Annotated in this window: 38 protein-coding genes; 2 read left to right on the forward strand and 36 right to left on the reverse strand. The window is 49.9% G+C overall.

Translation table 11 applies throughout. From position 1 onward, the window contains the following. Positions 1 to 26 precede the first annotated feature (26 nt). The 25 genes from rpsK to rpsJ form a co-directional block, all read right to left on the reverse strand. A complete protein-coding gene (gene rpsK / locus ACJY2L_RS12360) occupies positions 27 to 416 on the reverse strand; it encodes a 30S ribosomal protein S11 (RefSeq protein WP_004160563.1) in 390 nt (129 codons plus the stop codon). A gap of 16 nt (positions 417 to 432) precedes the next feature. Next, on the reverse strand, positions 433 to 789 hold the full coding sequence (gene rpsM, locus ACJY2L_RS12365; protein WP_067427373.1) for a 30S ribosomal protein S13: 357 nt from the start codon (positions 787 to 789) through the stop codon (positions 433 to 435). Positions 790 to 932: 143 nt separating this feature from the next. Beyond that, positions 933 to 1049 (reverse strand): 50S ribosomal protein L36, encoded by a 117-nt coding sequence (gene rpmJ, locus ACJY2L_RS12370; protein WP_004160566.1) that lies wholly within the window; start codon positions 1047 to 1049, stop codon positions 933 to 935. Positions 1050 to 1081: 32 nt separating this feature from the next. Then, complete coding sequence (gene secY, locus ACJY2L_RS12375) at positions 1082 to 2413, reverse strand: preprotein translocase subunit SecY (protein ID WP_067427371.1); 1332 nt, start codon at positions 2411 to 2413, stop codon at positions 1082 to 1084. 7 nt (positions 2414 to 2420) lie between these two features. Beyond that, complete coding sequence (gene rplO, locus ACJY2L_RS12380) at positions 2421 to 2855, reverse strand: 50S ribosomal protein L15 (RefSeq protein ID WP_067427369.1); 435 nt, start codon at positions 2853 to 2855, stop codon at positions 2421 to 2423. 3 nt (positions 2856 to 2858) lie between these two features. Then, complete coding sequence (gene rpmD, locus ACJY2L_RS12385; protein WP_067427367.1) at positions 2859 to 3038, reverse strand: 50S ribosomal protein L30; 180 nt, start codon at positions 3036 to 3038, stop codon at positions 2859 to 2861. A gap of 5 nt (positions 3039 to 3043) precedes the next feature. After that, a complete protein-coding gene (rpsE, locus tag ACJY2L_RS12390) occupies positions 3044 to 3544 on the reverse strand; it encodes a 30S ribosomal protein S5 (RefSeq protein WP_067427365.1) in 501 nt (166 codons plus the stop codon). A gap of 14 nt (positions 3545 to 3558) precedes the next feature. Next, positions 3559 to 3912 (reverse strand): 50S ribosomal protein L18, encoded by a 354-nt coding sequence (gene rplR / locus ACJY2L_RS12395; RefSeq protein WP_067427363.1) that lies wholly within the window; start codon positions 3910 to 3912, stop codon positions 3559 to 3561. Between the two features lie 9 nt (positions 3913 to 3921). Further along, positions 3922 to 4455, reverse strand: coding sequence for a 50S ribosomal protein L6 (rplF, locus tag ACJY2L_RS12400; RefSeq protein ID WP_439214572.1), 534 nt, complete (start codon positions 4453 to 4455; stop codon positions 3922 to 3924). A gap of 12 nt (positions 4456 to 4467) precedes the next feature. Beyond that, positions 4468 to 4860: a 30S ribosomal protein S8 gene (gene rpsH, locus ACJY2L_RS12405; RefSeq protein ID WP_067427361.1), complete on the reverse strand. Its 393-nt coding sequence runs from the start codon at positions 4858 to 4860 to the stop codon at positions 4468 to 4470. Positions 4861 to 4892: 32 nt separating this feature from the next. Then, positions 4893 to 5198, reverse strand: coding sequence for a 30S ribosomal protein S14 (gene rpsN / locus ACJY2L_RS12410; RefSeq protein WP_067427360.1), 306 nt, complete (start codon positions 5196 to 5198; stop codon positions 4893 to 4895). A 14-nt stretch (positions 5199 to 5212) separates the two neighbouring features. Further along, the gene (gene rplE / locus ACJY2L_RS12415) at positions 5213 to 5752 is read right to left on the reverse strand and encodes a 50S ribosomal protein L5 (RefSeq protein WP_067427359.1); all 540 of its coding nucleotides are present in this window, start codon (positions 5750 to 5752) and stop codon (positions 5213 to 5215) included. A 14-nt stretch (positions 5753 to 5766) separates the two neighbouring features. Further along, the gene (gene rplX / locus ACJY2L_RS12420; protein ID WP_067427357.1) at positions 5767 to 6081 is read right to left on the reverse strand and encodes a 50S ribosomal protein L24; all 315 of its coding nucleotides are present in this window, start codon (positions 6079 to 6081) and stop codon (positions 5767 to 5769) included. Between the two features lie 10 nt (positions 6082 to 6091). After that, complete coding sequence (rplN, locus tag ACJY2L_RS12425; RefSeq protein ID WP_006120590.1) at positions 6092 to 6463, reverse strand: 50S ribosomal protein L14; 372 nt, start codon at positions 6461 to 6463, stop codon at positions 6092 to 6094. Positions 6464 to 6630: 167 nt separating this feature from the next. Then, positions 6631 to 6885: a 30S ribosomal protein S17 gene (rpsQ, locus tag ACJY2L_RS12430; RefSeq protein ID WP_067427355.1), complete on the reverse strand. Its 255-nt coding sequence runs from the start codon at positions 6883 to 6885 to the stop codon at positions 6631 to 6633. Next, the gene (rpmC, locus tag ACJY2L_RS12435) at positions 6885 to 7076 is read right to left on the reverse strand and encodes a 50S ribosomal protein L29 (RefSeq protein ID WP_013204129.1); all 192 of its coding nucleotides are present in this window, start codon (positions 7074 to 7076) and stop codon (positions 6885 to 6887) included. Before rpmC ends, rpsQ begins: the two co-directional genes overlap by 1 nt. Beyond that, positions 7076 to 7486 (reverse strand): 50S ribosomal protein L16, encoded by a 411-nt coding sequence (gene rplP, locus ACJY2L_RS12440; protein ID WP_002438716.1) that lies wholly within the window; start codon positions 7484 to 7486, stop codon positions 7076 to 7078. Before rplP ends, rpmC begins: the two co-directional genes overlap by 1 nt. Before the next feature lie 11 nt (positions 7487 to 7497). Then, positions 7498 to 8196 carry a 30S ribosomal protein S3 gene (gene rpsC, locus ACJY2L_RS12445; RefSeq protein ID WP_067427353.1) on the reverse strand — a complete coding sequence of 233 codons (699 nt, stop codon included), beginning with the start codon at positions 8194 to 8196 and terminating at the stop codon, positions 7498 to 7500. A 17-nt stretch (positions 8197 to 8213) separates the two neighbouring features. Continuing rightward, positions 8214 to 8546 (reverse strand): 50S ribosomal protein L22, encoded by a 333-nt coding sequence (gene rplV / locus ACJY2L_RS12450; protein WP_067427351.1) that lies wholly within the window; start codon positions 8544 to 8546, stop codon positions 8214 to 8216. A 14-nt stretch (positions 8547 to 8560) separates the two neighbouring features. Then, the gene (rpsS, locus tag ACJY2L_RS12455) at positions 8561 to 8839 is read right to left on the reverse strand and encodes a 30S ribosomal protein S19 (protein ID WP_004929772.1); all 279 of its coding nucleotides are present in this window, start codon (positions 8837 to 8839) and stop codon (positions 8561 to 8563) included. A gap of 16 nt (positions 8840 to 8855) precedes the next feature. Further along, positions 8856 to 9677 (reverse strand): 50S ribosomal protein L2, encoded by an 822-nt coding sequence (rplB, locus tag ACJY2L_RS12460; RefSeq protein WP_067427349.1) that lies wholly within the window; start codon positions 9675 to 9677, stop codon positions 8856 to 8858. Positions 9678 to 9694: 17 nt separating this feature from the next. Next, entirely contained in the window at positions 9695 to 9997 is a 303-nt protein-coding gene (gene rplW / locus ACJY2L_RS12465) for a 50S ribosomal protein L23 (RefSeq protein WP_000617546.1), read from the reverse strand. Then, the gene (rplD, locus tag ACJY2L_RS12470; RefSeq protein ID WP_067427347.1) at positions 9994 to 10599 is read right to left on the reverse strand and encodes a 50S ribosomal protein L4; all 606 of its coding nucleotides are present in this window, start codon (positions 10597 to 10599) and stop codon (positions 9994 to 9996) included. The genes rplW and rplD overlap by 4 nt, the downstream gene beginning before the upstream one ends. Before the next feature lie 10 nt (positions 10600 to 10609). Further along, positions 10610 to 11239 carry a 50S ribosomal protein L3 gene (gene rplC, locus ACJY2L_RS12475; RefSeq protein WP_067427345.1) on the reverse strand — a complete coding sequence of 210 codons (630 nt, stop codon included), beginning with the start codon at positions 11237 to 11239 and terminating at the stop codon, positions 10610 to 10612. Between the two features lie 32 nt (positions 11240 to 11271). Beyond that, the gene (gene rpsJ / locus ACJY2L_RS12480; protein WP_001181005.1) at positions 11272 to 11583 is read right to left on the reverse strand and encodes a 30S ribosomal protein S10; all 312 of its coding nucleotides are present in this window, start codon (positions 11581 to 11583) and stop codon (positions 11272 to 11274) included. 375 nt (positions 11584 to 11958) lie between these two features. On the opposite strand from rpsJ, the gene ACJY2L_RS12485 reads away from it, so the two are divergent. Next, positions 11959 to 12717 (forward strand): prepilin peptidase, encoded by a 759-nt coding sequence (locus ACJY2L_RS12485; protein WP_439214567.1) that lies wholly within the window; start codon positions 11959 to 11961, stop codon positions 12715 to 12717. A gap of 1 nt (position 12718) precedes the next feature. On the opposite strand, the gene bfr is transcribed toward ACJY2L_RS12485, so the two are convergent. From bfr to fkpA, 11 genes are all read right to left on the reverse strand, one after another. Then, positions 12719 to 13204 (reverse strand): bacterioferritin, encoded by a 486-nt coding sequence (gene bfr, locus ACJY2L_RS12490; RefSeq protein ID WP_439214565.1) that lies wholly within the window; start codon positions 13202 to 13204, stop codon positions 12719 to 12721. An 83-nt stretch (positions 13205 to 13287) separates the two neighbouring features. Next, positions 13288 to 13482, reverse strand: coding sequence for a bacterioferritin-associated ferredoxin (gene bfd / locus ACJY2L_RS12495; protein ID WP_209500761.1), 195 nt, complete (start codon positions 13480 to 13482; stop codon positions 13288 to 13290). A gap of 179 nt (positions 13483 to 13661) precedes the next feature. Continuing rightward, a complete protein-coding gene (gene tuf, locus ACJY2L_RS12500) occupies positions 13662 to 14846 on the reverse strand; it encodes an elongation factor Tu (RefSeq protein WP_439351294.1) in 1185 nt (394 codons plus the stop codon). 70 nt (positions 14847 to 14916) lie between these two features. Further along, positions 14917 to 17031: an elongation factor G gene (gene fusA / locus ACJY2L_RS12505; RefSeq protein ID WP_067427335.1), complete on the reverse strand. Its 2115-nt coding sequence runs from the start codon at positions 17029 to 17031 to the stop codon at positions 14917 to 14919. A gap of 93 nt (positions 17032 to 17124) precedes the next feature. Beyond that, entirely contained in the window at positions 17125 to 17595 is a 471-nt protein-coding gene (gene rpsG, locus ACJY2L_RS12510; RefSeq protein WP_067427333.1) for a 30S ribosomal protein S7, read from the reverse strand. Between the two features lie 96 nt (positions 17596 to 17691). Then, positions 17692 to 18066 (reverse strand): 30S ribosomal protein S12, encoded by a 375-nt coding sequence (gene rpsL, locus ACJY2L_RS12515; RefSeq protein WP_013204141.1) that lies wholly within the window; start codon positions 18064 to 18066, stop codon positions 17692 to 17694. Between the two features lie 124 nt (positions 18067 to 18190). Beyond that, positions 18191 to 18478, reverse strand: coding sequence for a sulfurtransferase complex subunit TusB (gene tusB / locus ACJY2L_RS12520; RefSeq protein ID WP_439214179.1), 288 nt, complete (start codon positions 18476 to 18478; stop codon positions 18191 to 18193). Between the two features lie 11 nt (positions 18479 to 18489). Then, a complete protein-coding gene (tusC, locus tag ACJY2L_RS12525; RefSeq protein WP_439214122.1) occupies positions 18490 to 18849 on the reverse strand; it encodes a sulfurtransferase complex subunit TusC in 360 nt (119 codons plus the stop codon). Next, positions 18849 to 19232, reverse strand: a complete 384-nt coding sequence (gene tusD / locus ACJY2L_RS12530) for a sulfurtransferase complex subunit TusD (RefSeq protein ID WP_067427328.1) — start codon at positions 19230 to 19232, stop codon at positions 18849 to 18851. The genes tusC and tusD overlap by 1 nt, the downstream gene beginning before the upstream one ends. Next, on the reverse strand, positions 19232 to 19954 hold the full coding sequence (locus ACJY2L_RS12535) for a helix-turn-helix transcriptional regulator (protein WP_439214123.1): 723 nt from the start codon (positions 19952 to 19954) through the stop codon (positions 19232 to 19234). The genes tusD and ACJY2L_RS12535 overlap by 1 nt, the downstream gene beginning before the upstream one ends. A 163-nt stretch (positions 19955 to 20117) precedes the next feature. Then, on the reverse strand, positions 20118 to 20951 hold the full coding sequence (gene fkpA / locus ACJY2L_RS12540; protein WP_067427325.1) for an FKBP-type peptidyl-prolyl cis-trans isomerase: 834 nt from the start codon (positions 20949 to 20951) through the stop codon (positions 20118 to 20120). Positions 20952 to 21235: 284 nt separating this feature from the next. Here fkpA and ACJY2L_RS12545 point away from each other — a divergent pair, with 284 nt between their 5' ends. Beyond that, positions 21236 to 21454 carry a SlyX family protein gene (locus ACJY2L_RS12545; protein WP_067427324.1) on the forward strand — a complete coding sequence of 73 codons (219 nt, stop codon included), beginning with the start codon at positions 21236 to 21238 and terminating at the stop codon, positions 21452 to 21454. Positions 21455 to 21521: the final 67 nt, after the last annotated feature.

Consider the following 21521-nt stretch of genomic DNA (forward strand, 5'->3'; position numbering starts at 1 on the left):
TTCTCCAACTATCCTAAAAACGAGCGTTATACGCGGCGTTTTTTCGGCGGACGACAACCGTTATGAGGGATCGGAGTCACATCAGTAATATTCGTGATGCGGAAACCAGCGGCGTTCAGAGCACGAATCGTTGATTCGCGACCCGGACCCGGACCCTTAACCATAACTTCCAGGTTCTTAATACCGTAATCTTTTACCGCTTCTGCACAGCGCTCTGCAGCAACCTGAGCAGCGAACGGGGTAGATTTACGTGAACCGCGGAAACCGGAACCACCGGCGGTTGCCCAACCCAGTGCGTTACCCTGACGATCAGTGATAGTAACGATGGTGTTGTTAAAAGAAGCATGGACATGTGCCACGCCGTCGGAGACTTGCTTTCTTACACGCTTACGTGCACGAACTGGTGCCTTTGCCATTATTCAATCACCCCGATTATTTCTTGATCGGTTTGCGCGGACCCTTACGGGTACGAGCGTTGGTCTTGGTACGCTGGCCGCGAACCGGAAGACCACGACGATGACGCAAACCACGATAGCAACCAAGGTCCATAAGACGTTTGATGCTCAGGGTGACTTCACGGCGCAGGTCGCCTTCGACGACGAACTTCGCGACTGCATCACGCAGCAAGTCGATTTGCTCTTCAGATAACTCACTGATCTTAACATTTTCAGCGATACCCGTTTCAACGCAGATAGCTTGTGAACGAGTTTTGCCGATACCATAGATCGATGTTAAAGCGATTACGGTATGTTTTTGATCAGGAATGTTAATGCCTGCTATACGGGCCACTATGCACTCCTATAAAAAATATATACGTTCCATGCCGAAAAGCCCGTTTTCAGGATACTCAAATGGAAACGCATAGACATACAAAAGATTGGCTGGCTAATCTAGCCAGCTCAACCCGACTTTGCAAGAAAAATATGTGAAAATCAGCCTTGGCGCTGTTTATGCTTTGGCTCGGCGCTACAGATCACACGTACGACGCCGTCGCGACGAATGATTTTGCAGTTACGACATAATTTCTTGACGGAAGCACGAACTTTCATTTTTACTCTCCGTAACTTCTCAAGCGCCTGAATTAACGGCCGTAGCCCTTCAGGTTTGCTTTCTTCAATGCAGACTCGTACTGACTTGACATCATCAGAGTTTGCACTTGAGCCATAAAGTCCATGATGACAACTACTACAATAAGCAGTGACGTACCGCCAAAGTAGAAAGGAACTTTCATCGCATCACGCATGAACTCCGGGATAAGGCAGATAAAAGTAATATACAGAGCGCCGATTAAGGTCAGTCGAGTCATTACTTTATCGATATACTTCGCCGTTTGCTCTCCCGGACGAATTCCTGGTACAAATGCACCAGACTTCTTCAGGTTATCTGCTGTTTCACGTGGGTTGAAAACCAACGCCGTATAGAAGAAACAGAAGAAGATGATCGCAGTCGCATAGAGTAGCACATATAGCGGCTGACCTGGTTGCAAATACATTGTAATAGTTGCTAACCAGTTCCAACCGGTACTGCCGCCGAACCACTGAGCAATAGTTGCCGGGAACAGAATAATACTGGAAGCAAAAATAGCCGGGATAACCCCTGCCATATTAACTTTCAGCGGCAAATGCGTGCTCTGAGCAGCATAGACACGACGGCCTTGCTGACGTTTCGCATAGTTCACCACAATGCGGCGTTGACCACGCTCTACGTAAACAACGAAGAAGGTCACTGCAAATACGAGAACTGCAACCAACAGCAACAGGAGGAAGTGCAGGTCACCTTGCCTTGCTTGCTCGATGGTATGGCCAATGGCCGGCGGTAAACCCGCAACGATACCAGCAAAGATTATGATTGAAATACCGTTTCCGATACCGCGCTCAGTAATCTGTTCACCTAGCCACATGAGAAACATTGTTCCCGTAACCAAGCTCACAACAGCGGTAAAATAGAAAGCAAAGCCTGGGTTCATCACCAGGCCCTGCATTCCCGCCATATTGGGCAAACCAGTAGCAATACCGATCGCCTGGAATATGGCAAGTACCAACGTACCGTAACGAGTGTACTGACTAATCTTACGACGGCCAGCCTCCCCTTCTTTCTTTATTTCAGCTAATGCAGGATGAACCACAGTTAGCAACTGGATGATAATCGATGCCGAAATATAGGGCATGATTCCCAGAGCAAAGATAGAAGCACGGCTTAAAGCACCACCAGAGAACATGTTAAACATTTCAATGATGGTGCCACGCTGTTGCTCAAGCAGTTTGGCAAGTACAGTGGCATCAATACCAGGGATCGGAATAAAAGAGCCAATACGGAAGACAATAAGTGCACCAATTACAAACAACAGTCTGCGTTTCAGTTCACCCAGCCCACCCTTGGCACTTTGAAAATCTAATCCCGGTTGTTTAGCCATCTGCTACTTATTCCTCGATTTTTCCGCCAGCAGCTTCGATTGCAGCACGAGCGCCTTTCGTTACACGCAGGCCACGAATTGTTACTGGTGTAGTCACTTCGCCAGACAAGAACACCTTAGCGAACTCAATCTGTACACCAATAATATTCGCTGCTTTCAGCGTGTTCAGGTCTACAATACCGCCTTCTACTTTCGCCAGGTCAGAGAGACGAACTTCAGCCGTCACCATTGCTTTGCGAGAAGTGAAGCCAAATTTTGGCAGACGACGATACAGAGGCATCTGACCGCCCTCAAAACCGCGACGTACGCCACCGCCAGAACGTGAGTTCTGACCTTTGTGACCACGACCACCGGTTTTGCCGAGGCCCGAACCGATACCACGACCCAGACGCTTAGAAGCGTGTTTAGATCCTTCGGCCGGAGACAGAGTATTTAAACGCATCTCTTACTCCTCCACTTTAACCATGTAGGAAATCGCGTTAACCATACCGCGAACAGCAGGCGTATCTTCACGCTCAACGGTATGACCAATACGACGCAGACCCAGGCCAAGCAGCGTTGCCTTGTGTTTAGGCAGACGGCCGATCGAACTACGGGTTTGTGTAATTTTAATAGTGTTTGCCATGGTGATTACCCCAGAATTTCTTCAACGGATTTACCACGCTTGGCAGCGACCATTTCTGGAGAATTCATATTCGCCAGGCCATCAATAGTTGCACGCACCACGTTAATCGGGTTAGTGGAACCATATGCTTTAGCCAGAACGTTATGAACTCCAGCAACTTCCAGAACGGCGCGCATTGCACCACCGGCGATGATACCGGTACCTTCGGAAGCTGGCTGCATGAACACGCGAGAACCCGTGTGAACACCTTTAACCGGGTGTTGCAGGGTACCGTGCGTCAGCGCGACGTTAATCATATTGCGACGGGCTTTTTCCATCGCTTTCTGGATCGCTGCTGGAACTTCACGCGCTTTACCGTAACCAAAACCGATACGACCATTACCATCGCCTACAACAGTCAGTGCTGTGAAGGAGAAGATACGACCGCCTTTAACAGTTTTAGATACACGGTTTACCGCGATCAGTTTTTCCTGCAGTTCACCAGCTTGTTTCTCGATGTGTGCCATCTTAGACCTCTACCTTAGAACTGAAGGCCAGCTTCACGGGCAGCATCTGCCAGTGCCTGGACGCGACCATGATATTGGAACCCGGAACGGTCGAAAGAGACACCAGTGATGCCTTTCTCAATTGCGCGCTCTGCAATGGCTTTGCCCACAGCAGCTGCAGCGTCTTTGTTACCGGTGTACTTCAGTTGTTCAGTGATAGCTTTTTCTACAGTAGAAGCAGCAACCAAAACTTCAGAACCGTTCGGTGCGATTACCTGTGCGTAAATGTGACGCGGGGTACGATGTACCACCAGGCGAGTAGCACCCAGCTCTTTGAGCTTGCGACGTGCGCGGGTCGCACGACGGATACGAGCAGATTTCTTATCCATAGTGTTACCTTACTTCTTCTTAGCCTCTTTGGTACGCACGACTTCGTCGGCGTAACGAACACCCTTGCCTTTATAAGGCTCAGGACGACGGTAGGCGCGCAAATCAGCTGCAACCTGGCCAATCAACTGCTTATCTGCACCTTTCAGTACGATTTCAGTTTGAGTTGGACATTCTGCAGAGATGCCTGCCGGCAGCGCGTGTTCAACAGGGTGAGAAAAGCCCAGAGACAAATTCACCACGTCGCCCTTAACGGCCGCACGATAACCTACACCAACCAGCTGCAGCTTCTTAGTGAAGCCTTCGGTAACACCGATAACCATTGAGTTCATCAGCGCACGAGTAGTACCCGCCTGCGCCCAGCCGTCAACGTAACCATCGCGCGGAGCGAAGGTCAGCGTGTTGTCAGCTTGTTTAACTTCAACAGCATCATTGATAGTACGAGTCAGCTCGCCGTTTTTACCTTTAATCGAAATAACCTGACCGTTGAGTTTTACCTCTACGCCGGCAGGAATAACGACAGGTGCTTTAGCAACACGAGACATTTCTTCCTCCGATTAAGCTACGTAGCAGATAATTTCGCCACCAAGACCAGCCTGGCGCGCTGCACGATCAGTCATAACACCTTTAGAGGTAGAAACAACCGCGATACCCAAACCTGCCATAACTTTTGGCAGTTCGTCTTTGCGCTTATAAATGCGCAGACCTGGGCGACTAACACGTTGAATGCTCTCTACCACAGCCTTGCCCTGGAAATACTTAAGAGTCAGTTCCAGTTCAGGCTTGATGTCGCCTTCGATTTTAAAATCTTCAATATAGCCTTCTTCCTTCAGCACGTTGGCAATTGCCACTTTCAGCTTGGAGGAAGGCATAATGACCGCGACTTTGTTCGCGGCCTGACCGTTACGGATACGGGTCAGCATATCCGCGATCGGATCTTGCATGCTCATCAGTATAACTCCCGTGATTCAAATGGTGACAATTACCAGCTAGCCTTTTTAAGACCCGGGATCTCACCGCGCATAGCGGCTTCACGGACCTTGATACGGCTCAACCCGAACTTCCGCAGGAAAGCGTGCGGACGACCAGTTTGGCGGCAGCGGTTACGCTGACGGGACGGGCTGGAATCACGCGGCAGAGACTGCAGCTTGAGAACAGCATTCCAACGATCTTCGTCAGAAGCGTTCACATCAGAAATGATAGCTTTCAGCTCAACGCGCTTTGCGAAGAATTTGTCTGCTAATTTCTCACGCTTAACTTCGCGTGCTTTCATTGATTGCTTAGCCATTAAGTAACCCTACCTTACTTGCGGAACGGGAATTCAAAGGCGGCCAGCAGAGCACGGCCTTCATCGTCAGATTTCGCAGTAGTGGTGATGGTAATATCCAAACCACGAACGCGATCGACTTTGTCATAGTCGATTTCTGGGAAGATGATCTGCTCACGGACGCCCATGCTGTAGTTACCACGACCATCGAATGACTTAGCGGACAAGCCACGGAAGTCACGAATACGTGGAACAGCAATAGTGACCAGACGCTCAAAGAACTCCCACATGCGCTCGCCACGCAGAGTTACTTTACAGCCGATCGGATAGCCCTGACGGATTTTGAAGCCTGCAACTGATTTGCGTGCTTTGGTGACTAACGGCTTTTGACCGGAGATTGCTGCCAGGTCAGCTACTGCATTATCCAGCAGCTTCTTGTCAGCGATCGCTTCACCAACACCCATGTTCAGGGTGATCTTCTCGACCCGAGGGACTTGCATGACAGAAGCGTAGCCAAACTCAGTCATGAGTTTGTTAACTACTTCGTCTTTGTAGTAATCATGCAGTTTCGCCATCGTACTACTCCAAATTACTTGATAGTTTCGCTGTTTGATTTAAAGAAACGGACTTTTTTTCCGTCTTCAAATCTAAAGCCTACACGGTCAGCCTTACCAGTTGCCGTGTTGAAGATTGCAAGGTTGGAAACCTGAATTGCGGCTTCTTTCTCAACAATGCCACCCGCCTGGTTTGTAGCCGGAACCGGCTTCTGATGCTTCTTAACCAGGTTGATACCTTCAACAATGACCTTACCAGAAGACAGGACATTTTTTACTTTACCGCGCTTACCTTTATCTTTACCGGTCAGCACGATAACTTCGTCATCGCGACGGATTTTAGCTGCCATTGCTCGCTCCTTAGAGTACTTCTGGTGCCAGAGAGATAATTTTCATGAACTTTTCAGTACGAAGCTCACGAGTTACCGGCCCAAAAATACGCGTACCGATAGGCTGCTCACTGTTATTATTTAAAATAACGCATGCATTACCATCGAAGCGAATGACAGAACCGTCAGGGCGACGAACACCCTTCCTGGTGCGCACCACTACCGCCTTAAGCACATCACCTTTCTTAACTTTACCGCGAGGAATTGCTTCCTTGATGGTAACTTTGATGATGTCGCCTACGCCTGCGTAGCGACGGTGCGAGCCACCCAGAACCTTGATACACATTACGCGACGTGCACCGGAGTTGTCGGCGACGTTCAGCATAGTCTGTTCTTGGATCATTTTAGTGCTCCGCTAATGTCAACTACTACTTCGGGACCTAGAAACAGGTCGATTGATAGCCCCATAATTGAAGGCGCGGCATTATAACACCGGTTCCCCAATTTGGGTAGAAAAAATAAACGGCTCGACTGAGCCGTTTATTTTATTTTTTAAGAGGGCAGATTCTATTACAGAATCGCTTTCTCTACAACGCGAACCAGTGTCCAGGACTTAGTCTTGGACAGCGGACGGCATTCGCGGATTTCAACCACGTCGCCGATACCGCATTCATTGTTCTCGTCGTGGATGTGCAGCTTAGTCGTACGCTTAATGAATTTACCGTAGATTGGGTGTTTCACGAAACGCTCGATAGCAACAACAGCAGATTTCTGCATCTTGTCACTGATCACACGACCCTGCAGAGTACGGATTTTATCGGTCATTACGCACCCGCCTTCTCAGTCAGTAAAGTCTTAACGCGTGCAACATCACGGCGAACTTGCTTCAACAGATGAGACTGTTGCAGCTGGCCAGATGCTGCCTGCATGCGCAGGTTAAACTGCTCACGCAGCAGGTTAAGCAGCTCAGTGTTGAGCTCTTCAACGCTTTTTTCACGCAGCTCAGTTGCTTTCATTACATCACCGTCTTAGTTACAAAGGTGGTTTTGATAGGCAGTTTTGCTGCTGCCAGCTTGAAGGCTTCACGGGCAAGCTCTTCCGGAACGCCGTCCATTTCATACAGGACTTTGCCCGGTTGGATCAGGGCAACCCAATACTCAACGTTACCCTTACCTTTACCCATACGCACTTCGAGCGGCTTCTCAGTAATTGGTTTGTCCGGGAATACACGGATCCAAATTTTACCTTGACGCTTAACTGCACGGGTCATAGCACGACGTGCTGCTTCGATCTGACGGGCAGTCAGACGACCACGGCCAACAGCTTTCAGACCGAAAGTCCCGAAGCTAACATCCGTACCCTGCGCCAGACCACGGTTGCGGCCTTTATGCACTTTACGGAATTTTGTACGCTTTGGTTGTAACATAGCGACTCTCCTTACTTACGGCCTTTACGCTGCTGCTTTTTAGGTTGAGCAGCCGGTTCCGGTTGTTCAACAGCAGCCATACCACCCAGGATCTCGCCTTTGAAGATCCATACCTTAACGCCGATTACACCATAAGTAGTGTGCGCTTCAGAGGTGTTGTAGTCGATGTCAGCACGCAGAGTGTGCAACGGCACGCGACCTTCACGGTACCATTCAGTACGTGCGATCTCGGCGCCGCCCAGACGGCCGCTAACTTCAACTTTGATACCTTTAGCGCCCAGACGCATTGCGTTCTGTACAGCACGCTTCATAGCACGACGGAACATCACACGACGCTCCAGCTGTGAAGTGATGCTGTCAGCAACCAATTTAGCGTCCAGTTCCGGCTTACGGATTTCAGCGATATTGATCTGTGCAGGGACGCCAGCAATATTTGCTACGACCGCACGCAGTTTCTCGACGTCTTCGCCTTTCTTACCGATTACGATGCCCGGGCGAGCGGTGTGAATAGTCACACGGATGCTCTTAGCCGGACGCTCGATTACGATACGAGAGACAGACGCTTTTGACAGTTCTTTAGTCAAAAACTGACGAACTTTAAAATCGCTGTCCAGGTTGTCAGCGAATTCTTTGGTATTCGCGAACCAGGTAGAGTTCCAGGGCTTTACAATACCCAGGCGAATACCATTAGGATGTACTTTCTGACCCATTGCTAGTCTCCAGAGTCTCAGCGATCGGACACAACCACAGTAATGTGGCTGGTGCGCTTCAGGATGCGATCTGCACGACCTTTTGCACGCGGCATAATGCGCTTCATGCTTGGGCCTGCGTCGACGAAAATTTTCGCGACTTTCAGATCATCGATATCAGCGCCATCGTTGTGTTCGGCGTTAGCAATGGCAGATTCAAGTACTTTCTTGACCAGTACAGCCGCTTTCTTGTTGGTGTAGGTCAAAATGTCCAGAGCCTGCGACACTTTCTTACCGCGAATCAGGTCAGCCACAAGGCGAACCTTTTGAGCAGAAGAACGAGCGTGGCGATGTTGAGCTAAAGTTTCCATCTCTTCCTCCTGCCTTAGCGTTTCTTGGCTTTTTTATCAGCCGCGTGACCGCGATAAGTACGAGTCGGCGCAAATTCACCCAGCTTGTGACCGACCATTTCATCGGAAACAAAAACTGGAACGTGCTGACGACCATTATGGACAGCGATGGTCAAACCGATCATGTTTGGAAAGATCGTTGAACGACGGGACCAAGTGCGCAGGGGCTTCTTGTCACCGCTTTCCACCGCTTTCTCTACCTTCTTCAGCAAGTGCAGGTCAATAAAAGGACCTTTCTTGAGAGAACGTGGCATGGCTTATCCTCTAATTTTATTTGCTACGGCGACGTACGATAAATTTATCAGTACGCTTGTTGCTACGGGTCTTCTTACCTTTGGTCTGGAGGCCCCATGGGGACACCGGATGCTTACCAAAGTTACGACCTTCACCACCACCGTGCGGGTGATCAACTGGGTTCATCGCAGTACCACGAACGGTCGGACGAATACCACGCCAGCGAGCTGCACCTGCTTTACCCAGAACGCGGAGCATATGCTCTGCATTGCCGACTTCGCCAAGGGTAGCGCGGCAGTCGGATTCGACTTTACGCATTTCACCAGAACGCAGACGCAGGGTAACGTAGGAACCTTCGCGCGCAACGATCTGCACGTAAGTACCAGCTGAGCGAGCAATCTGACCGCCTTTGCCTGGTTTCATTTCTACGTTGTGAACAGTTGAACCTACTGGGATGTTACGCATCGGCAGAGTGTTACCTGCTTTGATCGCAGCATCAACGCCAGACTGAATCTGGTCGCCAGCTTTCAGGCCTTTAGGGGCCAGGATGTAACGGCGTTCGCCATCTTTGTACAGAACCAGAGCGATGTTCGCTGAGCGGTTCGGATCGTACTCAAGACGTTCAACAACTGCCGGGATACCATCTTTGTTGCGTTTAAAGTCAACAATACGGTAAGCCTGCTTGTGACCACCACCAATATGACGAGTAGTGATGCGACCGTTGTTGTTGCGGCCGCCAGATTTGCTGTTTTTCTCAAGCAGCGGGGCGAATGGTTTGCCCTTGTGCAGCTCCTGGTTCACCACTTTAACTACATGGCGACGACCCGGAGATGTCGGTTTACATTTAACAATTGCCATTGTTTCTCTCCTCCGACTTACTCTGCGCCGCCGACGAAGTCCAGATTCTGGCCTTCTTTCAGGGTGACGTAAGCTTTTTTCCAGTCGCTACGACGACCAATACGCTGTCCATGACGTTTAACTTTCCCTTTAACAACCAGGGTGTTAACGACTTCAACTTCCACTTCGAAAAGTTTCTGTACAGCGGCTTTGATTTCTGCCTTGGTCGCGTCTTTTGCAACTTTGAGAACGATGGTATTTGTTTTTTCCATCGCAGTAGACGCTTTTTCTGATACGTGCGGCGCGCGCAGTACTTTTAGCAGACGTTCTTCACGGATCATGCCAGCATCTCCTCAACTTGCTTAACTGCGTCAGCAGTCATAACGACTTTGTCGAAGGCGATCAGGCTAACTGGATCAATACCGGCTGCATCACGAACATCAACCTTGTACAGGTTGCGAGCGGCCAGGAACAGATTCTCTTCCAGTTCGCCAGTGATGATCAGTACGTCTTCCAGAGCCATGTCTTTCAGTTTTTCTACAAGCAGCTTAGTTTTAGGCGCTTCCAGAGAAAACTTCTCGACAACGATCAGACGATCTTGACGTACCAGTTCGGACAGGATGCTTTTCAGCGCGCCGCGGTACATCTTTTTGTTAACTTTTTGACTGTGATCCTGTGGCTTTGCAGCAAAGGTCACACCACCAGAACGCCAGATTGGGCTCTTTACAGAACCTGCACGCGCACGGCCGGTGCCTTTCTGGCGCCATGGCTTTTTGCCAGAACCAGTTACTTCAGCGCGGGTCTTCTGAGCACGAGTACCTTGACGGGCGCCTGCTGCATAAGCAACAACAACCTGATGTACCAGCGCTTCGTTGAAATCACGACCGAAGGTAGTTTCGGAAACAGTCAGCGCGCTTTGCGCGTCTTTCAATACCAATTCCATTCCTATCTCCTCACGCCTTCACAGCTGGTTTAACGATCAGATCGCCACCGGTTGCACCGGGGACAGCACCTTTCACCAGCAGCAGGTTGCGCTCAGCGTCAACACGTACTACGTCCAGGCTCTGAACGGTTACGCGCTCATTACCCAGCTGACCAGCCATTTTTTTGCCTTTGAACACTTTGCCCGGAGTCTGGTTCTGACCGATAGAACCCGGAACGCGGTGTGACAAGGAGTTACCGTGGGTGGCATCCTGGGTACGGAAGTTCCAGCGCTTTACAGTACCGGCAAAACCTTTACCTTTGGACGTACCAGTCACGTCAACTTTCTTAACGTCAGCGAAAATTTCAACACTGATGCTCTGACCTACGGTGTATTCTTCACCTTCAACGGTAAGGAATTCCCACAGACCACGGCCAGCTTCAACGCCAGCTTTAGCAAAATGACCTGCTTCAGGCTTAGTTACACGGCTTGCTTTCTTAACGCCGGTAGTGACCTGAATAGCTTGGTAACCATCGTTCTCCAGACCTTTGACCTGAGTAACGCGGTTTGCTTCAACTTCGATTACGGTTACTGGGATAGAAACGCCATCTTCAGTGAAGATGCGGGTCATACCCACTTTTTTACCGACTAAACCAATCATTGTTTCAACCTCTCAATCGCTCGGTGGCCTGATTAACCCAGGCTGATCTGCACGTCTACACCGGCAGCCAGATCCAGACGCATCAGAGCATCAACGGTTTTCTCAGTTGGCTCAACGATGTCAACCAGACGCTTATGAGTGCGGATCTCGTACTGATCACGCGCGTCTTTGTTAACGTGCGGAGAGATCAGAACGGTAAAGCGCTCTTTACGGGTCGGCAGCGGGATCGGACCACGAACCTGCGCACCAGTGCGCTTGGCAGTCTCAACGATTTCCGCGGTTGATTGATCGATCAGACGATGATCAAACGCTTTAAGACGGATACGGATTCTTTGGTTCTGCATGAGACCAGAGCTCCAATTTTATAAACGAAAAAAATTACTACTCGCACCCCATTGCGATTGATGGGGGAGTGTAATCGTTCAGCATATAACTCCACAATTGGGAGTATTGTCAGGCGACATCATATCGACAGCGCCTGCGATTCTGCTCGAATCGCGCCTGCTAATATTGGCAAGCCCGCGCATTATACGTAAATCAGCTCAGGAAGCAACCCATGCAGCCAGCTTAAATCATTTTTTGAATGTAACGCAGGTCACTTTGTAATGGCTCGCATCTGCGAGATGTTTCATTCGAGTCGCGACGCATAGCGGCACTTTCGCGTTTGGCTGAAGTCTTATCTCGACTTATCTTCGCCACTTACATTAATAGGAGGTGGCATGAGCGTATTACTCTTTGGCCTTGTTGGCATGCTGTTAGGCAGTTTTCTGGCTTTGGCCACGGAGCGATATTCTCTTGCCAATAATTATCGTGAGTGGCTACGCTATCTGCTCTCCCCTGCTTCACACTGTGCACACTGTTTACATCAGCTACGCTGGCGAGAATTGATTCCGGGGATCAGTTGGCTGCTGCTACGCGGGAAATGTCGCTACTGCTCGCAGCCCCTACCATTCACTCTATTGTTACTCGAATACATTTCTAGCTTGCTGCTTGTAGTGCAGTACTGGCTAATTGCCGGTCTTGAGATGCAGTTGTGGATGGGCAGTTATACGCTGATGCTGCTTTTGCTGGCAGATATTGACCGTCGCTATGGAGTTTTACCAGATATCCTGACCCTCCCCTTTTTATGGGCAGGATTAATTTTTCACAGTTTTCATAATCAGCTCACGGCTGTTGATGCCATCGCAGGAGCAACAGTGGGCTATCTTGCGTTTGCGTTTTTAGCTGAAGGTTGGCAAATCGTTCGTGGTTCACCGGGTATGGGCTATGGTGATGTGAAACTGTTTGCGGCTCTCGGCGCCTGGCATGGTTGGGCATTGCTACCAGAAATAGCCTTGGTTGCGGCGGGATTAGGTATTGCGGGCACACTAGCTATATCATCTTTTCACAAAGCAAAGCGCAACGTGATGTTCAGCAGGCAACCCTTTGGGCCTTATCTTGCAGTTGCCGGCTGGATCATCATGTTCATAAAATTTTGAATCACTCGCCCTTTCCTTCGCTTTTTATCTGGGCTTGCAGGTAATTTTGCAGCCCAATTCTCTGCAGCAGATCGAGTTCTGTTTCAATAAAATCGATGTGGTGTTCTTCATCAGCAAGTATCTCGATCATCATGTCACGACTAACATAATCGAAAACCTTATCGGCGTAAGCAATGGCTTCCCTCAGGTCTTTTGCTCCCTCAAGCTCCAGCAATAAATCCGATCTCAACATCTCTTCGACGTCTTCGCCAATACGTAGCCTGCCAAGATCCTGAAGATTGGGTATGCCTTCTAAAAAAAGAATACGTTCAATGTATTGGTCAGCATGCTTCATCTCATCAATGGACTCATGATACTCAATATCATTTAAGCGCATCAGGCCCCAGTTTTTAAACATTCTGGCATGAAGGAAATACTGATTTATCGCAACCAGCTCATTTCCAAGTAATTTATTGAGATGCTGTATGATTTTATTGTCACCTTTCATCGCTTTCCTCCTTATCCTGTTTATAACAGCGTAGATGCGGTTAAAAAGAAGTCAAAAAAGCTGGATGAAATGTGTGGGTATAGTCAGAGAAGTTCTTTGTACTGAGGAATGTGCTGCAACTCTTCATCAAGAATTTCACGCGTGGCGCGCAAACACTTTCCACACTGTTTACCAACAGGCAGAATTTTACGGAGATGTTGTACAGAGGCAGGCTGATAGCGGCGAATAGCTTCGCGAATCTTCTTGTCACTTATGGCGTTACACAGGCAGATATACATTGGACTACCCTTAAACCCAGTCTGAGTTAAGTGTAAATAATAATCGTTTCCATTACAAACATGCTGAGAGTTCTGATTTTCTGCTGATGAGTAGCTATGTAATTTGGCAAAAAAAAAGAGCACCGAAGTGCTCTTTTCTGTCATTGGCCGTTTTAAAACGGCCATGCCTGGTTATGCGATTAAGCGATAACTTTAGCAACAACGCCCGCGCCAACGGTACGGCCGCCTTCGCGAATTGCGAAGCGCAGACCATCGTCCATGGCGATTGGGTGGATCAGGGTAACAACCATTTTGATGTTGTCGCCTGGCATTACCATCTCAACGCCTTCCGGCAGCTCGATGGTTCCGGTCACGTCAGTTGTACGGAAGTAGAACTGTGGACGGTAGCCTTTGAAGAACGGAGTATGACGGCCGCCTTCGTCTTTCGACAGGATGTACACTTCTGATTCGAACTGGGTGTGTGGCTTGATGGTGTTTGGCTTGGCCAGTACCTGTCCACGCTGGATATCTTCGCGCTTGATACCGCGCAGCAGGATACCGCAGTTTTCGCCCGCACGGCCTTCGTCCAGCAGCTTACGGAACATCTCAACGCCGGTACAGGTTGATTTCACGGTATCCTTGATACCCACGATTTCAACTTCTTCGCCGACTTTAACGATGCCGCGCTCTACACGACCGGTCACAACGGTACCGCGACCTGAGATAGAGAACACGTCTTCGATTGGCAGCAGGAACGGCTTGTCGATTGCGCGCTCTGGTTCCGGGATGTAGTTATCCAGGTGACCGGCCAGCTCGATGATTTTCGCTTCCCACTCAGCGTCACCTTCCAGTGCTTTCAGCGCTGAACCGTGAACGATTGGCGTGTCGTCGCCCGGGAAGTCGTACTGTGACAGCAGGTCACGTACTTCCATCTCAACCAGTTCCAGCAGCTCTTCATCATCAACCATGTCGCACTTGTTCATGAACACGATGATGTAAGGAACGCCAACCTGGCGACCCAGCAGGATGTGCTCACGGGTCTGCGGCATTGGGCCGTCAGTCGCAGCAACAACCAGAATTGCGCCGTCCATCTGGGCAGCACCGGTGATCATGTTTTTCACATAGTCGGCGTGGCCCGGGCAGTCAACGTGCGCGTAGTGGCGAGTCGGGGTGTCATACTCAACGTGAGACGTGTTGATGGTGATACCACGTGCTTTTTCTTCCGGTGCGTTATCGATCTGATCGAATGCACGAGCAGAACCGCCGTAGGTTTTCGCCAGAACGGTGGTGATTGCTGCAGTCAGGGTAGTTTTACCGTGGTCAACGTGGCCGATAGTACCAACGTTGACGTGGGGTTTTTTACGTTCAAATTTTTCTTTAGCCACGACGATATTCCTTACTTTAATGCTCTCATCCGTTGATGAGAGCATAGGATCAATAGTTTAAAACTGTAGCTTATTTGCTACGAGCTTCAATAACGGCCTGCGCAACGTTGTTCGGCGCATCATCATACTTCAGGAACTCCATGGAGTAAGAAGCACGACCTTTGGTCAGAGAACGCAGCTGAGTTGCGTATCCGAACATTTCAGACAACGGAACTTCAGCGTGAATCTGAACGCCAGTAGCGTTAGATTCCTGCCCTTTGAGCACACCACGACGACGGCTAAGGTCACCGATGACATCACCCGTGTTCTCTTCTGGCGATTCAACTTCAACCTTCATGATAGGTTCAAGCAGAACTGGTTTCGCTTGTTTAAAGCCTTGTTTAAAGGCAATAGACGCAGCCAGTTTGAACGCCAGTTCTGAGGAGTCGACATCATGGTATGAACCATAGTGTAGACGAACACCCAGATCGACTACCGGATAACCTGCCAGTGGACCTGATTTCAGCTGCTCCTGGAGGCCTTTATCAACCGCAGGGATGTATTCAGTTGGAATCACACCGCCTTTGATATCGTTGACAAATTCGTAGCCTTTAGGGTTCACACCCGGCTCCAGAGGGTACATGTCGATAACAACATGACCATACTGACCACGACCACCAGACTGCTTGGCGTGTTTACCTTCGATATCGGTAACTTTCGCGCGAATCGCTTCGCGGTAAGCAACCTGAGGTTTACCCACGTTAGCTTCAACGTTGAATTCACGCTTCATGCGGTCAACGATGATGTCGAGGTGCAGCTCACCCATACCAGCGATGATGGTCTGGTTGGTTTCTTCATCAGTCCATACGCGGAATGATGGATCTTCCTTCGCCAGACGACCCAGAGCCAGACCCATTTTTTCCTGGTCAGCTTTGGTTTTCGGCTCAACGGCGATAGAGATTACCGGCTCTGGGAACTCCATACGCTCCAGGATGATGACGTTATCTGGATCACACAGGGTGTCACCCGTAGTCACATCTTTCAGACCGATTGCTGCAGCAATGTCGCCTGCACGAACTTCTTTGATCTCTTCACGCTTGTTGGCGTGCATCTGAACGATACGGCCCAGACGCTCACGAGCAGATTTAACCGGGTTGAACACGGTATCGCCTGAGTTTACAACACCAGAGTAAACGCGGAAGAAGGTCAAGTTACCCACGAATGGGTCGGTTGCAATTTTAAACGCCAGAGCAGCAAACGGCTCCTTGTCGTCTGAGTGACGAACAGCTGGAGTATCTTTACCGTCGTCCAACATACCGTTGATTGCAGTAACGTCAGTCGGTGCTGGCAGGTATTCAACAACCGCATCCAACATCGCCTGAACACCTTTGTTCTTAAATGCAGAACCACAGGTAACCAGGATGATTTCGTTGTTCAGAACGCGCTTACGCAGAGAAGTTTTGATCTCTTCTTCAGTCAGCTCATCGCCACCAAAGAACTTCTCCATCAGCTCATCAGAGCCTTCAGCTGCGGCTTCAACGAGTTTCGCACGCCATTCTTCAGCCAGTTCCTGCATGTCAGCTGGAATATCTTCGTATTCGAAGGTGACGCCCTGATCGGCTTCGTTCCAGTTGATGGCTTTCATTTTCACCAAGTCAACAACACCGGTGAATTTCTCTTCTGCGCCGATAGCCAGTTGCAGTGGCACCGGAGTTGCGCCCAGACGAGTTTGCATCTGATCAACAACTTTCAGAAAGTTAGCACCCATGCGGTCCATTTTGTTAACGAACGCGATGCGTGGAACTTTGTATTTGTTAGCCTGACGCCATACGGTTTCAGACTGTGGCTGAACGCCACCAACTGCACAGTAAACCATTACCGCGCCATCAAGCACACGCATAGAACGCTCTACTTCGATGGTGAAGTCAACGTGTCCTGGGGTGTCGATGATGTTTACGTGGTGTGGTTCGAACTGCTTAGCCATACCAGACCAGAAACAGGTGGTCGCAGCGGAAGTGATGGTGATACCACGTTCCTGTTCCTGCTCCATCCAGTCCATGGTTGCTGCGCCGTCATGTACTTCACCGATCTTGTGGTTTACACCGGTGTAGAACAGAACGCGTTCGGTAGTAGTAGTCTTACCGGCGTCGATGTGAGCGCTGATACCAATGTTACGGTAGCGCTCAATGGGTGTTTTACGAGCCATTTGATTCCTCTGATTCTCGGACGTTCAAAGTTAGTAAACCCCAGCGGGTTGGCTATTTGAGCGCCCGCTGGGTTAATAACAACTACGTGGCTATTACCAGCGGTAGTGAGCGAACGCCTTGTTGGCTTCGGCCATACGGTGAACGTCTTCACGTTTCTTAACTGCTGTACCTTTGTTATCAGCAGCATCAGAAAGTTCGTTCGCCAGGCGCAGAGCCATAGATTTATCACCGCGTTTACGAGCAGCTTCTACGATCCAACGCATTGCCAGGGCATTACGACGAACCGGACGTACTTCAACTGGAACCTGGTAGGTTGAACCACCAACGCGACGTGACTTAACTTCTACAGTCGGACGTACGTTTTCAAGAGCAACCTCGAAAGCTTCCAGACCATCTTTACCAGAACGCTGAGCCAGGGTATCAAGCGCGGTATAGACGATAGATTCTGCAGTAGATTTTTTACCATCTACCATCAGGATATTTACAAATTTGGCCAGCAATTCTGATCCGAACTTAGGATCTGGCAGGATTTTACGCTGACCAATTACGCGACGACGTGGCATGGAAATACTCCGTTGTTAATTCAGGATTGTCCAAAACTCTACGAGTTAAGTTTGACATTTAAGTTAAAACGTTTGGCCTTACTTAACGGAGAACCATTAAGCCTTTGGCTTCTTCACGCCGTACTTGGAGCGGGATTGCTTACGGTCTTTAACACCTGAGCAGTCCAGCGCGCCACGAACGGTGTGGTAACGCACACCTGGCAGGTCTTTAACACGACCGCCACGGATCAGGATCACGGAGTGTTCCTGCAGGTTGTGGCCTTCGCCACCGATATAAGAAGTCACTTCAAAACCGTTGGTCAGACGCACACGACAAACTTTACGCAGTGCTGAGTTCGGTTTTTTAGGGGTAGTGGTGTACACACGAGTACATACGCCACGTTTCTGCGGGCATGCTTCCAGCGCAGGCACGTTGCTTTTAGCAACTTTGCGTGCGCGTGGCTTGCGTACCAGCTGATTAACTGTTGCCATTAAATAGCTCCTGGTTTTAGCTTTTGCTTCGTAAACACGTAATAAATCTCCTCGCAGTAGTACGAGGACGCAGAATTTTAGGGCTGAGCATAAAAGGTGTCAAGAAATAACCAGGCTTCGCGTGCTACCAGGCAACCTGTTGTTGGTGCTTAATCGTCAGCGTAACGAAACCATTATAGTCGATCACAGCGAAGTTGGTTGAAATTTGAGCAACAAGCCCGCGCGCCGCAACATCCTCTTGCAACACATATAATTGTGCGCTGCACGCCGTCAGGCGAGGCAAAAAGCGGCTCTTTTCAACGGCGGCAGTAACGCCATCCTGCAGCAATAACAACGCATCTTCTGCCGTTAACGCTTGCAGTAAAATATCCAAATCAATTTGATAAGGTGAGCGCATAAGCGTGAATAACATCATTTGCCGCCTTAAAAACTCAGCACACAGTCAAAGTTTGCCAGTCGATCGCGCCATTCGGTTACCGAGAGTAGAGAAACGGGCAGGACTTTTACATCCTCCGACCTCAGTCCTCGTTCAGTTAGTGATTGCGCGCATAGATAGCACTGCTCCACATCATACAGGGGCAACACACCAAAGGTGGCAATATAGTCACGAGCCAATATCCGTTGCGGCTGTTGCCCCTGAACCAATTGAAAAACACCGTCGCCAATAAAAAACAGCGCGACGTTTTCACTGAGGGCAGAGATAGCTAATACGGCATCCAACCCTTCACGGCCGGCACTGCTACCATGCGGGGGCTGACTAAAGACAATCGCTACGCTGTTCATTAAAACTGCACCATGCGATCGCAGGTCAACGCCGCCTGCGCAAGCTCGCCTAAGCCGCTCAGCTGAAAGCCTGGCTGCAGGTTAGCCGCAGACAAGCCGTTATTAGCGGCCTCCTGTGCATCCGTCACACCACGGCGCAGCGCTGCCGCTACACAGACATTTAGCGCTACACCCTGCTCGCCAATCTGCTGCCAGGCTCGGACCAGATCACATTCGTCGCTGGCCGGCGCGGTTAGCTGATTTGCATTGAAAACGCCTTCCCGATAAAAAAAGACGTTCGTAAGCTGATGGCCGGCAGCCAGCACCGCCCGCGCGAACAGCAGTGCACTGCTCGCCTGTTGCGTGCCATACGCCGGACCGGTTACCAGCAGAGAAAAACGCATTACTTCTCCTGAGCAGGCAGATCGTCGTTTTTAAACTGACGGATATAGAGATAAACCGTGTGCTTGGAAATGTTGAGCCGTTCAGCCACCTGATTAATGGCATCTTTGATATCAAAAATGCCCTTCTCATACAGATTCAGCACTACCTGACGGTTTTTTGCATTATTCGACACATTACGGTCGGCGCTCACCTCTTCAATGGTGAACTCCAGCGTTTGGGTGACCAAATCCTCCACCGAAGAGGCAAAGTTCACCGAAGAGTCCACCTGCTGCATTTCAGGCGGCATAAACGTCGACATAATCTGCGAGAACGGCACATCGAGGTTCATATTGATACAGAGCAGGCCGATAACACGTTGATCGCGATTTCTGATCGCGATGGTAACCGACTTCATCAGCACGCCGCTTTTAGCACGAGTAAAATAGGCGCGGGAGACGTTACTGTCCTGCCCGGTCATATCATGCAGCATGCGCAGCGCGAGATCGGTAATCGGTGATCCCACTTTACGCCCGGTGTGTTCGCCATTCGCGATGCGCACCGCCGAACATTTGAGATCTTCCAGAGAATGCAGAACGATTTCGCAATGCGAGCCAATCAGCATCGCCAGACCGTCCACTACCGCTTCGTAGGATTTCAGAATGTCGTAGTCGGTCCGATCAAAAGGATGCTGCTCCAGCAGATCGGAGTCAGTTAAATCGCCAGGATTAAATGGATTGGACATCAAAGGATTACCCTAAATGGCTGGAGCCTGTCTCGGCGCAGCAGGGCAGACTCGACAATAGATATTTCGCGCAGGCATTAGTCTGGCAAATGTCCTGGCCTTATGCCAGAGCTTTTGTGGGGATAAAACAAAACCGCCGCAGTAAATGCGGCGGTGGTAGAAATTAGTTCGCTTTTTTCTCTTCGGCTGCTGGCGCCTGTGCCTTGGTATCGGCTTTTGGTGCTTGCTTGATATCTAACAGTTCAACGTCAAATACCAGCGTGGAGTTCGGCGGGATACCCGGAACGCCATTTTTGCCGTAAGCCAGTTCCGGTGGAATGACCAGCTTGATCTTGCCACCTTTTTTAACGTGCTTCAGACCTTCGGTCCAGCCAGGAATCACACCGTCAAGACGGAATGACAGCGGCTCGCCACGTGAATAAGAGTTATCAAATTCGGTGCCGTCGATCAGCGTACCTTTGTAGTTCACCACAACGGTGTCGCTGTCTTTAGGTACGTTACCGGTACCTTCTTTCTCAACTTGATACAGCAGACCTGTATCGGTTTTCTGAACGCCCTTTTCTTTCGCAAATTTATCAGCAAACGCTTTGCCTTTAGTCGCGTTTTCAGTGGCGTCTTTTTCCATCTTCGCCTGCGCAGTGCCCTTCACGCGGGTTTCGAATGCCTGCAAGGTCTGCTCAATTTCCTGATCGGATAATTTGCTCTTGCCAGCAAAGGCATCCTGCACGCCAGAGATCAGCTGCTGCTTATCAAGGTTGATACCCAGCTTCTCTTGCTCTTTCAGCGAGTTATCCATGTAACGGCCCAGCGATGCGCCCAGCGCATAAGCGGACTGCTGATCGTCATTTTTAAAGGCGTTATTTTTAGGGGCCTGAGGCGCAGCAGCCTGATCGGCGGCGGGCTGAGCTGGGGTGGATTCTGCTGCCATTGCCAGCGGTGCATTCAGCGCGACGGCCATAGTGGTAGCTAACAATGTAACTTTAAACAGTGATTTCATCCTTTCTCCAAAACCGAAGCCTCTCACCTCGGGAATCATGACAGACCAGAAGCCTGAATTTTATATGTGGGACGGCATCTGACCGCTTCCCACCCTAACTTACCGGGTAAACTTCCGACTCCATTTTACGGCGGAAGTTTCAACATAGATGATACCGACGGCACTTATTTTCAACCATACGGCGCAAATTAGTGGCCGTAACGGATGAATCCATTCCAATAACCCGTAGAATTAGCGGTTTCAAACCTGAAACATTGCCTGGCACGGTAACATGAGGAAAGCGTATGCAACAATCAATGATTGAACAGCGGCTGGAAGCGCTGGAGAGCAAGCTTGCTTTCCAGGAGCACACCATTGAAGAACTTAATCACACCGTGGTTCAGCATGAGCTGGAGATGAGCAAAATGCGCGAGCAGCTCAGAGCATTGCTGGAGAAACTCAAGGCCGCTGCACCTTCACTGATGGCGTCGCAATCAGAAGAAACGCCGCCACCACACTACTGACTTTGTTGCCGCTAATGCAGCGATTATGCTGCATTAGCGGCACTGACTGCCCAGCCGTGCGCAGTTA

Source organism: Duffyella sp. Ts4, assembly GCF_051851875.1.
Lineage (GTDB): Bacteria > Pseudomonadota > Gammaproteobacteria > Enterobacterales > Enterobacteriaceae > Duffyella > Duffyella gerundensis.